Origin of the sequence: Planobispora longispora (assembly GCF_016863135.1) — a bacterium.
GTDB classification, from domain to species: Bacteria; Actinomycetota; Actinomycetes; order Streptosporangiales; family Streptosporangiaceae; genus Planobispora; species Planobispora longispora.
In genome coordinates this window covers 131,147-145,952 of record NZ_BOOH01000033.1, presented here as the reverse complement: position 1 = coordinate 145,952, position 14,806 = coordinate 131,147, and the positions used below count along the sequence as shown (strand labels likewise).

The 14,806-nt window shown below is 73.4% G+C and carries 15 protein-coding genes; 2 read left to right on the top strand and 13 right to left on the bottom strand.

Annotated elements, in window-relative coordinates; all coding sequences use genetic code 11:
- Positions 1–7 precede the first annotated feature (7 nt).
- Both Plo01_RS20045 and Plo01_RS20040 read right to left on the bottom strand, forming a co-directional pair.
- On the bottom strand, positions 8–1,351 hold the full coding sequence (locus Plo01_RS20045) for a sensor histidine kinase (RefSeq protein ID WP_203892170.1): 1,344 nt from the start codon (positions 1,349–1,351) through the stop codon (positions 8–10).
- A gap of 43 nt (positions 1,352–1,394) precedes the next feature.
- Entirely contained in the window at positions 1,395–2,075 is a 681-nt protein-coding gene (locus tag Plo01_RS20040; RefSeq protein WP_203892169.1) for a response regulator transcription factor, read from the bottom strand.
- Positions 2,076–2,178: 103 nt separating this feature from the next.
- Here Plo01_RS20040 and Plo01_RS20035 point away from each other — a divergent pair, with 103 nt between their 5' ends.
- Positions 2,179–2,700 (top strand): hypothetical protein, encoded by a 522-nt coding sequence (locus tag Plo01_RS20035; RefSeq protein ID WP_203892168.1) that lies wholly within the window; start codon positions 2,179–2,181, stop codon positions 2,698–2,700.
- A gap of 2 nt (positions 2,701–2,702) precedes the next feature.
- Here the strand turns inward: Plo01_RS20035 and Plo01_RS20030 are convergent, their stop codons facing one another.
- The 11 genes from Plo01_RS20030 to Plo01_RS19985 form a co-directional block, all read right to left on the bottom strand.
- Positions 2,703–3,077 carry a PepSY domain-containing protein gene (locus tag Plo01_RS20030; RefSeq protein WP_203892167.1) on the bottom strand — a complete coding sequence of 125 codons (375 nt, stop codon included), beginning with the start codon at positions 3,075–3,077 and terminating at the stop codon, positions 2,703–2,705.
- Positions 3,078–3,239: 162 nt separating this feature from the next.
- On the bottom strand, positions 3,240–4,355 hold the full coding sequence (locus Plo01_RS20025) for a CU044_5270 family protein (RefSeq protein ID WP_203892166.1): 1,116 nt from the start codon (positions 4,353–4,355) through the stop codon (positions 3,240–3,242).
- Complete coding sequence (locus Plo01_RS20020) at positions 4,352–4,942, bottom strand: RNA polymerase sigma factor (RefSeq protein ID WP_239316687.1); 591 nt, start codon at positions 4,940–4,942, stop codon at positions 4,352–4,354. Before Plo01_RS20020 ends, Plo01_RS20025 begins: the two co-directional genes overlap by 4 nt.
- Positions 4,943–5,185: 243 nt before the next feature.
- Complete coding sequence (locus Plo01_RS20015; protein WP_203892165.1) at positions 5,186–5,668, bottom strand: hypothetical protein; 483 nt, start codon at positions 5,666–5,668, stop codon at positions 5,186–5,188.
- 104 nt (positions 5,669–5,772) lie between these two features.
- Complete coding sequence (locus Plo01_RS20010; RefSeq protein ID WP_203892164.1) at positions 5,773–7,959, bottom strand: hypothetical protein; 2,187 nt, start codon at positions 7,957–7,959, stop codon at positions 5,773–5,775.
- 206 nt (positions 7,960–8,165) lie between these two features.
- On the bottom strand, positions 8,166–8,801 hold the full coding sequence (locus Plo01_RS20005; RefSeq protein WP_203892163.1) for a DUF1638 domain-containing protein: 636 nt from the start codon (positions 8,799–8,801) through the stop codon (positions 8,166–8,168).
- Between the two features lies 1 nt (position 8,802).
- Entirely contained in the window at positions 8,803–10,695 is a 1,893-nt protein-coding gene (locus Plo01_RS20000) for an ASKHA domain-containing protein (RefSeq protein WP_203892162.1), read from the bottom strand.
- Positions 10,696–10,766: 71 nt separating this feature from the next.
- A complete protein-coding gene (locus Plo01_RS19995; RefSeq protein WP_203892161.1) occupies positions 10,767–11,618 on the bottom strand; it encodes a dihydropteroate synthase in 852 nt (283 codons plus the stop codon).
- The gene (locus Plo01_RS41035; RefSeq protein WP_275415404.1) at positions 11,603–11,734 is read right to left on the bottom strand and encodes a hypothetical protein; all 132 of its coding nucleotides are present in this window, start codon (positions 11,732–11,734) and stop codon (positions 11,603–11,605) included. Before Plo01_RS41035 ends, Plo01_RS19995 begins: the two co-directional genes overlap by 16 nt.
- Entirely contained in the window at positions 11,731–12,402 is a 672-nt protein-coding gene (locus Plo01_RS19990) for a cobalamin B12-binding domain-containing protein (protein WP_203892160.1), read from the bottom strand. The genes Plo01_RS41035 and Plo01_RS19990 overlap by 4 nt, the downstream gene beginning before the upstream one ends.
- Entirely contained in the window at positions 12,368–13,144 is a 777-nt protein-coding gene (locus Plo01_RS19985; protein WP_203892159.1) for an IclR family transcriptional regulator, read from the bottom strand. Before Plo01_RS19985 ends, Plo01_RS19990 begins: the two co-directional genes overlap by 35 nt.
- 171 nt (positions 13,145–13,315) lie before the next feature.
- On the opposite strand from Plo01_RS19985, the gene Plo01_RS19980 reads away from it, so the two are divergent.
- Positions 13,316–14,749, top strand: coding sequence for a trimethylamine methyltransferase family protein (locus Plo01_RS19980; RefSeq protein WP_203892158.1), 1,434 nt, complete (start codon positions 13,316–13,318; stop codon positions 14,747–14,749).
- Positions 14,750–14,806: the final 57 nt, after the last annotated feature.

The following is a 14,806-nucleotide window of genomic DNA, read 5'->3' as shown; positions in this document are numbered from 1 at the left end:
CCGGGCGTCACACGACGGGACGGGGCTTGGCGCAGGGCCGCGCCTGGGCCGGGCGGGGGGCGGCCAGGAACAGGGACACGCTCGCCCCGCCCTCCGGGGACGCGCCGAGGGTGACCGCGCCGCCCGACGACTCGGCCGTACGGCGGGCGATGTCCAGGCCGAGCCCGGTCGATCCGGCCCCGCTCTCGCCGCGCTCCAGCGGGGCGGTCGTCCCGAACCCGGGCCCGGCGTCGGTGACCGTCAGCACCGCGCCGCCCGGGGCGGGCGCCAGCCGGACGCCGAGGGAGACCCCCTCGCCGGTGTGCGCGAACACGTTGCCCAGCAGGGCGTCCACGCAGGCGGCGAGTTCGTCGGCGGCGACCGCGACGGGAATCGGGCCCGGGGCGAGATCGAGTTCCACGGTCCGCCCCTGGTCTTCGGCGAGCACCGACCAGAACGCCACCCGGTCCCGGGCCACCGCCACCGCGTCGCACTCCTGCCGCTCCCGCGTCCGCCGCCGGGCCTCGGTGATCACCGCTGTGACGGCCCGTTCCAGGGCGTCCACCCGGGCCTCGATCCTGGCCGCCTCGTCCGGGTCGGACAGGGACTCGGCCTCCAGCCGCAGTCCGGTGAGCGGCGTGCGCAGCCGGTGGGACAGGTCGGCGGCGTTCTCCCGCTCCTCGGCGAGGAGGCCGGTGATGCGCCCGGCGAGGTGGTTGAGCGCGAGGCCGACCGCGTGGACCTCCGGCGGGCCGCCGGGCACGGTCCTGGCGGTCATGTCGCCGGCGGCGAGCCGGTGCGACACCTTCGCCAGCGACGAGATCGGCCGGATCACCGCGCGGGCCAGCCGGTCGGCCACCAGGATGCCCAGCCCGACCAGGACCAGCCCGAGCACCGACAATCCGGCCTGCACCCGCGTGACGCCCCTGGCCAGCTCGCCGTCACCGAGGAACACCCGGACCACCGCCGTGCCGCCGGGCGCGCCTGCCACCGCGACCAGGATCTCCCTGCCGCCCGGGACCGCCGCGGTGACGCTGCGCCCCCGCGACGCCAGCTCGACCGCCGCGGACCGGGGCGCGGGGGCGCCGACGACCCGGCCGTCGCCGAGGAAGACCGTGGCGGGGTGCGCGGCCCGCTCCACGGTGAGGCGCAGGGTCTCCAGGTCCGCGGGACCGGTGCCGGGGGCTCCGGCGTCCGGGGCCGCGGCGCCCAGGGCGCCGACGGCGACGGCCACCGACTCCGCCTCGGCGCTCGCCCGGTCCACGGCGGCGCTCTCGGCGGCGGTGCGGACGAGCAGGGCGAGCGGGATCAGCAGCGCGATGAGGACGAGCGAGGTGGTCGCCGCGACCAGCACGGCCAGCCAGCGTCTCATGGCCGCCTCGCCGGGACCTTCGCGGGATCCTTCACGCGCGTTCTCACGAGGGCACGGCCAGCCGTACGCCCACGCCGCGCACCGTCTGCAGGTAGCGGGGCTCGGCGGACGTCTCGCCCAGCTTGCGGCGGAGCCAGGAGAGGTGGACGTCCACGGTCTTGTCCGCGCCGCCGTACGGGATCTGCCAGACGTGGGTGAGCAGCTCGCGCTTGCTGACCACCTCGCCCGGCCGGGCCGCCAGGTAATGGAGCAGGTCGAACTCCCGGGGGCTGAGGTCCAGCGGCGCGCCGTCCAGGGTCGCCTCCCGGCTGCGCGGGTCGATCCGCAGGCCGCCCACGGTCACCGAGCTGTCGGCGCGGCTCTCGCCCGACCGCCGGAGCACCGCCCGGACCCGGGCGTCGATCTGGGCCGCGCTGAACGGCTTGACCACGTAGTCGTCGGCTCCCGCGTCGAGCAGTTCGACCATCTGCGCCTCCCCGTCCCTGGCGGTGGCGACGATCACCGGGACGCGGCTGACCGCGCGGAGCATGCGCAGCAGGTCCAGGCCGTCCATGTCGGGCAGGCCGAGGTCGAGCACGATGAGGTCGGGGCGCTCCTCGACGGCGAGGCGGAGGCCGTCCAGGGCGGCGGGGGCGGACGACACGGCGTGGCCGCGGTCGCGCAGGCCCCGCGTGAGCGAGGTGCGGATCGCGGGGTCGTCCTCGATGAGCAGCAAGTTCGGCATTTGCCGCCACGTTAGCCCCGCCGGGCCCATGGCGGAACCGGCGCGGAACCGCGTTATCGGCCCCTTAACCCCGCCTTAGCGATGAGGGTGGCAGGGTGGGCGCATGCGCAGGCGTCTCCCTCTCGTCATGGCCGGATGGCTGGTCACCGGTGCCCTCGCGACCGGGGCGGGGGTCGCGGTGATCACTTTTCTGGGGGAGCCGCTGACGGCCTCCGCGCACCGTCCCCTCTCCTCCGCCGAGGTGACCGCGGCGCTCGCCCGCACCACCCCGTCCGCGTCCCGGCCCGCCGCCGTGCCTTCCCCGGCGGCCACCCCGCCCGAGACCCCGCTCCCGTCCGGTGATCCCGCCCGCACCGGCGCGTCCACCCCCGCGCCCCCGCCCGGCGGGCCGTCCACCGGCCGGAGCCGGGTGATCGGCACGGAGGGCGGGAGCACGATCGCCCGGTGCGACGATGGCCTGGTTACGCTCCGGGCGTGGAGTCCCGCGCAGGGCTTCCGGGTGGACGACGTGGACCGCGGCCCCGCCGCCCGCGTCCGCGTCGAGTTCGAGTCGGACGAGACCGACGTCAAGATCGAGGTGTGGTGCTCGGCGGACGGCTCGCCGGTGCACCGGCTGCACGACTGAGGTCACCAGTTGTAGTTGATCTTCAATCTGACGACCCTCCCGCTCTTGGTCGAGATGTAGAGGTCGTACCGCCACACTCCCTCCTCCATCCGGACCCACCAGGTCCAGATCCCCTGCTCGTGCACGCGCTCGACGCCGACGACCTCGGCCCCGGGCGCGTGATGCCTGGCGATCTCCACGGCCTTCTCCGAGGTGATCTCCTCGGCGGGGGCGCTGGTGGGAGCTGCGGTGGGAGCCGTGCTGGGGGCCGTGGTGGGGGAAGCGGCCCGGGCGGCGGCCGTCCCGGTCGTCGCCTGGACGGCGCCGCCCCCCGCGAGCAGGAGTGCGGCGGTCCCGGCGGCGAGGACGGTTCCGGTGATCGCGTCGATCGGTCTCATACCTCAGGCCTTCCCTGATGATGCAGGGGAGCCCGTCAAGTCCGCGCCAAAACAGGGTCAGGTCGCCGCCCCGGCGCTCCCGCCCGGCGGACGCCCCGCGCGCGGGCGGCCCGGTCGGATGGCCCGTGCGGGCGACCCCGGCATGCTCCGGCCCGCCCGTCCTCAGCCGCAGTCCGAGGACACGCCGCCCTCGTCCTCGACGGCGGGAGCCCCGTCCGCCACGGTGATGGACAGCTGCGCGGTGGAGGCGACCAGGCTTCCCTCGGGGGCCTGGGCCAGCTTCTCGTCCACCACGACCCCGCGCTCGCCCAGCAGCTCGTAGGTCTCCGGATCGAAGATGAGATCCGCCCGGACGCCGTCCCGTCCGGTCCGGCCCACCCCGATGCCCGTGCGCCCCGCGGCGTCCTCGGCGCCGTCCACCGCGTCGACCCCGGGGATCGTCGCGGCGGCCCGGAACAGCGCGGCCCGCTGCGCGGCGGGCATGTAGGTCTCCCGCAGCATCTCGCCCACCCGCTCCCAGGCGACCTCGTCCGGGGAGATCTCCTTGCCGTCGTCCTCGGAGACGCCCGCGTAGAGGCGGGCGCGCATGCCCTCGGCGTCGGTGGGGAGCTGCTTCAGCGCCGCGTAGTCCCTGCGGAGGTGCGCGGGGAGGGGCTCGCAGACCCGCAGCGCGAGCGTTTCGACCATCCCGGCCTCCCGGTGGGCCTCCTGCGGGATCGGCCAGCCGGGGTAGGCCCTCGGCTCCAGGTGCTCGATGCGCAGCGCGCCGTCCCTGGTCCCGTCGGCGGACTGCCAGATCACCCGCTTCGTCCGGTAGAGGTAGCGGGACTGGGGGACGGTCTCACCGGTGTCGTGGCGGACGCCGCCGCCGCTCGACGCTCCGTACATCGTCTCCGACTCGACCTTGAGGAACTGGTCGTCGCGCGGGTCCAGGTCGGTCCGGACGGCCGCCCGGGCCGCCCGGCCGAGCACCTCGCCCGCCGACACGGGGGCGAGCTTCGGCAGGGTCACCACGATCTCCCGTGCCGGATCGCGCCCCGGCCCGCGTTCCGGGCCTTCTCCGGAGCCGGTGGCCAGGATGGTCACGCTCGCCGCCGTGGCCGCCGCGAGCGCCCCGGCCAGCATCAGCACCGGCGGCCTGCGCCACGACGACCGCGCGGGCGGGTTCGAGGCGGCCGCCGCGACCAGCCCCCGCCGGGCCGCGGATTTCGCCTCGGGATCGTACGGCGGCGCGTCCGGGCGGATCTCCGCCACCAGCCGGATCTCATCCTTGTTCATGGGCGCGACTCCAGGGAGCGACGGATCTTGGTTCGGGTGCGGGAGAGCCGGGAGCGCACGGTCCCGATCGGGATGTCCAGCGCCTGGGCGGCCTCCTCGTAGCTGAGCTCGGCCCAGGCGACCAGGAGCAGCAGCTCGCGCTCCGCCGAGCCGAGCTTCGCCAGCGCGGCGGCCAGCGCGGGCCGGAGCCCGTCGGCGGTCACCCGCTCCGCGCTGCGCTCCTCGAAACCGGTCGCCCGCTCCGGGGCCTGGCGGGCGAGCGCCTTGAGCCTGCGGGTCTCGGCCCTGCGGTGGCCGGAGATCAGCTTCGAGGCGATGCCGTACAGCCAGGGCCGGGCGTCGGGCCTGGCCAGGTCGTAGCGGGCGCGTTTGCGGAACGCCACGAGGAACGTCTCGGCCGTCACGTCGTCGGCCACGGTGACGTCGTCGAGCCGCTGTGCGGCGTAGCGGTGGATCTCGTCGGCGTGCCGGTCGAACAGCACGGCGAACCGGTCGGGATCCGCCAGCGACGCCTCGATCAGCGCCGCGTCGTCGAAGGGCGGGGGCGGCGCGGGCTCCGTCGCCCGTTGGGGGAGCGACAGGGTCACCACCCGTTTCGTCCAGTCATCGCAAGGGGTCCTTTCGCGGGGCGCGTCCGCGCCCTCACCCCCTACTCCGCCGTCCACCGCCATCCGGTTCCCGGCGCGCACGCCGGAGATCGCATCTTCTCATCGCCTTCCGCGACCAGCCGCACGCGGAGGCGGCGTCACGGGCACCACCGTGCCGGGCTTCGCCGACGCGGTGGACGGGGAGGCGAGCCCGGGACGAGTGGGAGCGGCCGCCCGGACGGTTCAGCGGATCTCGACGACCAGGGGGGAGGAGGTGATCCGGAGGCGGGGGACCTCGCGGACCAGGGTCAGGACCTCGGGGACGTCGGTCTGGCCGACGCGGCCGAGCCACTGCTCGGGGGTGTCGCTCTCGGTGTCGAGGGTCAGCTCGTAGGCGTAGGAGCCGGGGCCGTCCGGGACGAAGGTCTCGAAGGTCGCCAGCGTCCGGGTCGTGCAGGGGTCGTACGGCTCGCCGGGCGCCAGCCGGACGAAATCGGAGAGCCGCAGGGGGCCGACGAGGGGGTCCTCCGGGGCGGGCGGGGCGGCGACGACCCGGCCGCCGAGCGAGACCGTGGGACGGTAACGGGGGTAGCGGCTGCCGTCCTCCGAGCCGTCGAGGACGCCGACGAGCAGCACGTCCGACGTGCTGACGACGGACACGGTCACGGGGACCGGCTTCCCGGCGGGGTACGGCCCGCCGGGAGCGGTCAGTTCTATCCGGATCACGGTGTCTTCCTTCTCGGTTTCCCGGTGATCATGTCACCCGTGACGGACATGTCACCTCTTTTCGGGTCACCGTTCCGTGGTCCACTGCTTCTTCTGATCCGTGGTCACTGCTTCTTCTGGTTCTTCTGGTTCTTCTGGGTGGGGCCCTTCCCCGCCTCGGCGAGGAGCGCCGCCTTGGTGCGCTCGGCCTGCCCGCGGATCTGCTCCAGCACCGGGGGACGCAGCTGCTTGGACTCGAAGGTGCGGACCATCTTGTCGATCGTGCCGGTGGCCTGCTCCAGGTCGCCCTGCCTGGCCTGGGCGCGGGCCAGACGGCGCATCACCATGTTGAGCGTGATGTTGTCGACGCCCTCGCCCCTCGCCGACGCGTCCGCGACCGCGGTGAGCTGCTGGATGCTCTCCTTGGTGTCGGGCCGGCGGATCTTCAGTTCCTTGTCGGCGGTGATGTCCTTGAACTCGCGCTCGGCGTTGATGCCCTGGGCCATCCGGGCGTACACCGCCAGCGGATGGTCGCCGTACCGCTCGATCACCTCGCGCAGCGCGTTGTTGCCCGAGGTCAGGCAGGGGGAGTCGGAGCCGAGCAGGGACAGCAGCGTGCCCGCCTCCTCGCCCAGCATCAGCTCGGCGACCTCCTGGTCGGCCTGCGCGAGGGGGTAGCGGACCCGGAGCACGCAGACCGGGGAGACGATCCGGGAACCGTCGCCGGCCAGGTACTGGGCCCGGATGCGGTACTCACCGGGCTGCTGGAAGTAGTGCCCGTCGGCGCCGTGGCCGATGTAGGCGCTGCGGTAGATCGCCGGGTTGTTCCCGTCGAGCCGGATCGTGGCCGCATCGTCCGAGCAGTGGCGCATCATCGGCCGGTAGAGCACCGTCCGGCCGGACGGCTGGGTGATCGCGATGTGCGTGAAGTCGGTGTCCGGGTGCAGGTGGCCGTGGGTGCTGCGACCGCGCAGGTCGGTGGTGCAGAGCTTGAGCTCGACGACCACCGGCTCGCCGAAGGCGAAGGTCTCCTTGGCGCGGACCTCCAGGGCCAGGCCCGACTGGTCCTCGACCGGCTCCTCGAACAGCTCGGGGGAGATCTCCGCCGCGCCGGTCGCGAAGGGGTTCGCGCCCATGATCACATCACGGTAGTTGCCGTGGCGGAGGTGGACCAGCTCGCTGTCGGTGAACTGGAACGGGAACGCCGCCCAGTAGGCGGCCTCGCCCCCGGCGCCGGAGACGGGACGGTAGTTCTGGACGTAGTTCATCCAGCTCAGGTCCGCGAAACCGCCGTTGGGACCGAGCGGCTGGGGCGGCACGGCCAGGTTCTTCTGCCAGGAGTGCAGCAGGTTGAAGGCGTGGCCGATCTCGTGCACGTAGGTGCGGAGCTGGGCGCGCTGGGACTGCGGGGTGTCGCCCTTGATGGCGTCGTAGAAGACGGCCGCGCCCTGGCGCTGGCTGGCGTCGTTGTAGTCGAACATGATCCCGCGGTAGCCGCCGGTGTGCGCGCTGGCGACCAGCATCCACACCTTCCACTGCGGCGCGTTGGCGTGACCGCTGAAGTGCTGCACCATCGCGTTGTGCAGCTCGGCGTCGTCCCAGCGCAGGTCGGTGCCCGGAGCGTCGGTGATGATGTCGGAGATGCCCGACATCTGCAGTTCGATGCCGGCCTCGGCGTAGGACTTCACGACCGTGAGCACGCGCGCCGGACTGCTCGGGGGCTGGGGCAGCGCCGCGGTGTTGTAGGAGACGAACGGCACGGACCCGGTCACCGAGTCCTGCTCCAGGATCACGCTGCGGAAGTACGGCGAGACGAACGCGCAGGCGTAGTTCGCGCCGGGCCGGCCGGAGTCGGTGAGGAACTGAACGGTGGCGTCGGCCTGGGGCTGCGCGGTCGTCCGGCGCGGAACGGTCACGCGCACCCGGGGGGCGCCCGCGGTGAAGGTGAAGATTCCCAGGCCCTCCAGGACGACCTGGTCGGCGGTGACGGCGACCGTGGGGAAGTGCACGATGAAGGAGCCGAAGTAGGAGACCGTGCTCCCGCTGATGGAGAAGAAGTCGGCGCTGACCCGGTTCTGCGGGCGGGTCCCGTCGACGTCCACCCGGAGTTCGAGCTGGTAGCCCTGGCCCCCGCTGCGGTATCTGCCGCGCGTCAGCTGCCACTGGGTCTCCTGGTAGAGGCCGGCCGCCTCATGCTGTTCGGGAACCCTCCCCTCGGCCTGGACCGTCTCCTCGCGCAGATGCTGTTCGAGGTCGGTCACGCCGGACAGGGACGCCGATGTCCCCTGGGTCGGGTCGGATGGAGCGGACATACGCTCTCTCCAGTCGCTCGCGTCGTGGTTCGGGCACGGCGGCGCCACCGAGGATCGCAGGGCCCATGAACGCTCGATGACGTGCCGCCGGAAGTCTGGCCGCGCAGACTCGCGGAGATATACCCGGACACTTCTCCTCGTCCCCTGGCCTGTCAATGGGGTGACGGGAGGGACGGCGCGAATATGACCGCGGGGCCAGACCGGTATCACGAACCTTGTTCTACGAGGTCCCCGGATACGGCTTCACCGGGTTCCGCGGTTCCCGGGTACGGGTTCACGAGTTCCTCCAGCCCGCGTTCCAGGCCCGCGTCCCCCACCTCGCGGACCAGGAGGGGCAGGCCCAGGGCCGCGGCGGCCCGGACGGCCCGCGCGCGCAGGTCCGGGGTCGGGCGCTGGGCCAGCCAGACGACGCGGCGGTAGTGGGCGAAGTAGGCGTCGCGGAGGCCGGGGTACCGGTCGAGGCCGAGCTCGGCGACGACGGAGCGGCGGAAGGTGCGGACCAGGTAGTCGGTGAGGAAGAACGTCCCCGGCTCCTGCTCGGTCAGCTCGCGCACGTCCCGCCCGGCGAAGACGTCGTAGCAGTGCTCGCCGCGGAGCCGTACCAGCCCGCGCCGCCCGCACACCTCGTCGAGGGCTCCGTAGGTCCCGCAGTCGGCGTAGGCCACCGCCAGCCGCCGGTGCCTGTCCCCGACCTCCTCGATCACCGCCTCGACCGCGGCGGCGATGGCGGCGGGCCGGTTGTGCAGCAGCGGCGCGAGCGGATAGACCTCCACCGCCCAGCCCCGCCGCCCCGCGATGTCCCGCACGTGCCCCGCCAGCGCCCCGCACGCCACCACCCCCACCTCAGAAGGCGAGGAGGTCGACGAAGCGGTCGTTGAAGTCGGGGCGGTCGGAGAGTTCGACATAGTGGATCTCCTCCAGGAGGGCGAGGGCCCCGGCGCGTTCCTGGACCGAGAGCAGGGCGAGCTTGGCGCCCTCCCCGGCGACGTTGCCCGCGCTGACGATCCGGGGCAGGGCCAGCCGCGGGACCAGGCCGATCCGGACGGCCGAGGCCGGGGACAGGTAGGAGCCGAAGGACCCGGCCAGCAGGACCTGCTGGATCTCGTCCTCCGCGGCGCCGTGCTCCGCCAGCAGCAGCCGCCAGCCCGTCGCGATCGCCGCCTTGGCGAACTGCAGCTCGCGCACGTCCCGCTGGGACAGGAAGACGTCCCCGGCCAGCGTGAAGACCCGCTCCCCGCCGACCGCGGCCAGCCGCCCGGCCAGCTCCGGCGCCAGCCGTACGGCCTCCTCGTCCGGGACGAACCGCCCCGAGCGGTCCAGCAGCCCGACCCGCAGCAGCTCCGCCACCGCGTCCACCAGCCCCGACCCGCACAACCCCGCCGGTGCGACGTCGCCGATCACGCCCAGCTCCACCGAGGGCGTCAGCCGTACGGTCTCGATCGCCCCGGCCGAGGCGCGCATGCCGCAGCGGATCTGGGCGCCCTCGAAGGCCGGGCCCGCCGGGGCGGCGGTGGCCAGCAGGCGGTCGGCGTCACCGAGCACGATCTCGCAGTTCGTGCCCACGTCGATGAAGAGGCGCAGCCGCCGGTCCCGGTCCATGCCGGAGGCCAGGACCCCGGCCACGATGTCCCCGCCCACGTACGCCCCCGGCGCGGGCAGCACCACGGCCCGCGCCCGGGGATGGAACCGCAGGCCCAGGTCCGAGGCGAGCAGGGCGGGCAGCGCGCGGGTGGCCATCACGAACGGCGCCACCCCCAGCGGCTCGGGGTCGACGCCCAGGACGAGATGGACCATGGTCGCGTTCCCGGCGAGCGCCACCTCGTAGACGTGCCCGGGGGAGACGTCCCCCTCCTTGCACACCTCCCGCGCGAGCTGGTCCAGCGTCTCGCGCGCCGCGTCCCGCAGCCGGTCCAGCGCCGAGGGGTCCAGCATCGTCGCGCTGATCCGGGAGATCACGTCCGCGCCGTACGGCTGCTGGAGGTTGAGCATCGAGCGCACCGCCACCGGCGTCCCCGACGACAGGTCCAGCAGCGTGGCCACGACCGTCGTCGTCCCCAGGTCGAAGGCCACCCCGTAGCGCGACCCGCTCGTGTCGCCGGGCTCCACGTCGATCAGGACGTCGTCCACCACCACGGCGGTGACCTTGAAGTCCGCCGCCCGCATCGTCTTTCCCGCGGCCCGTACGGCGTGCAGGTCCGGCACCGGCTCCAGGTCGTCCAGGGCGGCCAGGAGCCGTTCCAGGTCGGGGGTCTGGTCGGAGAGGGACGGCTCGGCCAGTTCGACGTAGCGCTTCTGCACGGCGGGGCGGAGGATGACCTGCCGCCCGACCCCCACGGTCGCCGCCTTCGGACGGGTGGACAGCGCGGGGATCTCCACCTCCAGATCCGAGACGGCCCGGGCGAGGCAGGCCAGCCGCCACCCCTCGCGCAGCTGCTCCGGGGTGAACGCCCGGGGATCCAGCCGGGAGACCGGCACCGGGCAGCCCGCTCCCCCTGTGCCGTCCGCGCGGTCCGGGGCACTCCCGTCGTTCCCGCCCCCCGCACCGGGGGCCGCCACCCTGACCTTGCACTTGCGGCAGGTCCCGTGCCCGCCGCACGTCGAGTCGATCGCGACGCCGTTCCAGCTCGCCGCCTCGAACACGCTCACCCCCGGCGGCACGGTCACCTCCCGGGGCGGCCTGCCCTCGGCCAGCAGGCGCAGCCGCACCCGGCCGGTCCCGCTGTCCCGTCCGGTCACGGGGCCGGTGTCCCGTCCGGCTCCGGGGCCGCGCCCGGCTGCGGGGTCCTGCGCCGCGGGGTCCTGCGCTGTCATCCCTGCCGGGCCCGGTAGGCGGAGATCCAGTTCGAGCCCCACGGGTCCTTGCCGAGCAGCAGGTCGGAGGCGCGGGCGGCGGTCACGCACTCGGGGGCGAGCGCGTTCATGATGGCGCTGGTCAGCCCGGCCGCGGCGGCCATCGCCAGGAAGGCGGAGCCCAGCGCGTGCCGGTCCGGCAGGCCGAAGGAGACGTTGGAGGCGCCCAGGCACATGTTGAGCCCGTAGGCGTCGCGGATCGCCCGGATGGTCTCCAGCGTCACGTTCACCGCGTCGGTGTCGGCGCCGACGGCCATCGCGAGCGGGTCGACGACGATGTCCTCGATCGGGATGCCGTACTCCTCCGTGGCCACCCGGACGATCTTCCCGGTGATCTCCAGCCGCTGCTCGGCGGTCTCGGGGATCCCGGTCTCGTCGTTGGCCAGCGCGATCACCGCCGCGCCGTGCCGCTTGACCAGCGGGAGGATCTCGGCGAGCCGGTCGTCCTCGCCGGTCACCGAGTTGACCAGCGCCTTGCCCTGGTAGACCGCCAGCCCCGCGGCCAGCGCCTCGACCACCGAGGAGTCGATGCACAGCGGCAGGTCGGTGTTCTCCTGGGTGATCTTGATCATGGAGGTGAGCAGCTCGGCCTCGTCGGTGAGCGGCACACCCGCGTTCACGTCGAGAACGTGCGCCCCGGCCTCGGCCTGCCGCCGGACGTCGACGATCACCTGGGAGAGGTCGCCCGCGCGCAGCGCCTCGGCGAACTTCGCGCGGCCGGTGGGGTTGACGCGCTCCCCGATGACGCAGAACGGACGGTCGGGGCCGATGACGACCTCCCGGGTCCGGGACCTCAGAACGGTGTGCACGACGGGAACCTCCTCGGCCGGTCCGTGACGGTGTCCGGGCTTGCGACGGCGTACGGCCTCATGACGGTGTCCGGGCTTTCGACGGTGTCCGGGTCGGCGGCGGCGTCCGGGTTCATGACGGCGTCCCGGCGACGGCGCGGCGCCGGGCCAGGAGCTCCTTGGCGCGGCGGACGGCGGTGGAGGCGTCGGCGGCGTAGCCGTCCGCGCCCACCGCGTCGGCGTACTCCTGCGTGACCGGGGCCCCGCCGACCATCACGATCACCTGGTCGCGCAGGCCCGCCTTCTCCAGCGCGTTGATGTTCGCCTTGAACATCGGCATCGTCGTCGTCAGGAACGCCGAGAAGCCCACGATGTCGGGCCGGTGCTCGCGGATCGCCGCCACGAACTTCTCCGGCGCCACCTGCACGCCCAGGTCGATCACCTCGAACCCGGCGCCCTCCAGCATGATGTTCACCAGGTTCTTGCCGATGTCGTGCACGTCGCCCTTGACCGTGCCCATCAGGAACCTTCCCAGCGACGCCGCGCCCGTCTGGGCCAGCAGCGGGCGCAGCACTTCCATCGCGCCCGCCATCGCCCGTCCGGCGATCAGCATCTCCGGCACGAAGAAGTCGCCGCGTTCGAACCGGGCGCCGACCTCCTCCAGGGCGGGGATCAGCGCCTCGAACAGCATGGTCTCGGGGGGCAGGCCCGTGGCCAGGCCCCGGTCGGTCAGGTCGAGGACGGCCGGGGCGTCGCCCACGAGGGTCCGGTCATAGAGGCCCTGCAGGATCTCTTGCTCGGTCAAGGGGGGCTCCTAACACTTCGGAGAGTGCGGCGGCTTCGCCGGCGAGGAGTTCGCCGGTCTCGGTGACGCGGTCCGGGGTGAGGCGGACCGAGGGGCCGGAGACCGACAGGGCCGCGATGACCGCGCCGTCCCTGCCCCGTACGGCGGCGGCCACGGCGATCAGCCCGGGTTCCAGCTCCTCGCGGGCCACGCCGTACCCGCGCCGCCGGATCCCGGCCAGTTCCCGGCCGAGCTGCTCGCGGTCGGTGACGGTCCGCGCGGTGCGGCGCTCCAGCGGGCCCCCGGGCAGCTCGGCCGCGCCGTGGGCGAGGAAGACCTTGCCCAGCGCCGAGCAGTGCAGCGGCACCCGCAGCCCCACCCAGTTCGTCGCGCCGAGCAGGTAGCTGCTGTCCACCTGGGCGATCTGCTCGACCGCGCCGCCGCTGAGCACGGCGAGGTTGACGGTCTCGCCGGTCTTGCCGCCGATCCGCTCCAGGTACGGCTGGGCGGTGACGGCCAGGTCGGCGCTGCCGGACCGGCTGGCGTAGCGGGCGAGCACCGGCCCCGGCCGGAAGGCGCCGTCGCGGTCGCGCTGGAGCAGGCCGTGCCGCTCCAGGGCCGACAGCAGGCGGGAGGCGGTGCTCTTGGGCAGCCCCGACTCGGCGAGCAGGGCGGTGAACGGCTGGGGCTCGCCCGCCTCGACGACGCGGACGAGCAGCTGCGCGGCCCGGTCGATCGCCTGCGTCCCGGACGGGGTCTTCACGTCGGTGCTCCCTGCTGGTCACGGGCTCGCCGCGGCGCCGGCGCGCCGTGGTCCTGCAGATCGGAGCCCCGGATGAAGTTCCATATTGTGGAACCGAAGTTCCATTAAACGAGCGTAAGATCGGCCGCAGATCCGGGTCAAGAGGGTCACGAGGGTCCAGAAGGAGTGGCCGTGTTCCTGAACCAGATGCCCCGCTACGAGATCCTGTCCGCCGACGCGATGGCCACCCTCGACCGGGGCTGGCGGCGCATCGTCTCCGAGATCGGGGTGGAGTTCATGTCCCCCCGGGCGCTGGAGCTGTTCCGCCGGGCCGGGATGAAAGTCGAGGAGAACAACGTCTTCTTCGATCCGGAGTTCGTCCTCGAACAGGTCGCCAAGGCTCCCCGGGAGTTCGACGTCCAGGCGCGCAACCCCGCCAACACCGTGCGCATCGGCGGCGACCACATGGCCTTCGGCGCGGTGTACGGCGCGCCGTTCGTGCGCGAGGGCGACGTGCGGCGCGACGCGACCCTCGACGACTTCCACCGGTTCTGCAAGCTCTCCCAGGTCTTCGGGGAGATGGACTCCGCCGGGGGAGTGGTCTGCGAGCCGAACGACGCCCCGCTCGACTCCCGGCACCTCGACATGGTCTACGCGCTCCAGACGCTGACCGACAAGGTCTACATGGGCAACGTGGTCTCCGGGCCGAACGCCGCCGACACCGTCGCGATGACCCGCATCCTGCTCGGCGACATCGAGACGACCCCCGCGACCATCTCCCTGATCAACTGCAACTCGCCGCTGCGCTGGGACGACCGCATGCTGGACGCCCAGTTCGAGTACTCCGCGGCGAACCAGCCGGTCGTCCTCACCCCGTTCCTGCTGATGGGCGCCATGTCGCCGGTCTCGGTCCCGGCCACCCTGGTCCAGCAGATCGCCGAGGCGCTCACCGGGATCGCCCTGTCCCAGCTCATCCGCCCCGGCTGTCCGGTGATCTTCGGCTCGTTCCTGTCGAACATCGACATGCAGTCCGGCTCGCCGTGCTTCGGCACTCCCGAGTCGGCCGTCGGCCTTCTGTGCACCGGCCAGATCGCCCGGCGCTTCGGGCTGCCCTGGCGCTCGGGCGGCGCCCTGACCTCCTCGCAGACGACCGACGCCCAGGCCGGCTACGAGGCGCTGATGACGATGCTGCCGACCTTCCTGGCGGGCGCCAACTGGGTCATGCACGCCGCGGGCTGGCTGGAGGGCGGCCTGGTCAGCGGGTTCGAGAAGTTCGTCATGGACGTGGAGATCCTGCGCATGCTCCAGCACGAGTTCACCCCGATGGAGATCACCGAGGAGTCCCTGGCCTTCGACGCCCACGCCGAGGTCGGCCACGGCGGTCACTTCCTGGGCGCGGCGCACACCATGGAGCGCTTCCGCACCTGCTTCTACCGGCCGCTGCTGTCCTCCTCCGACAACTACGAGCGCTGGATGCGGCGCGGCGCCAAGGACGCGGCGGCCCGGGCGGCGGACGTCTATCAGGCGAAGCTCCAGGAGTACGAGCTCCCGCCGCTCGACGACGCGATCCGCGAGGAGCTCCGGGACTACGTGACCCGCCGCCGCCGCGAACTGGGCGACGCCTGAGACCGGGTTAAGGTGGGTCCCGGACGGGCGTGCGGCGCCCGTGGCGTCACGACCCCC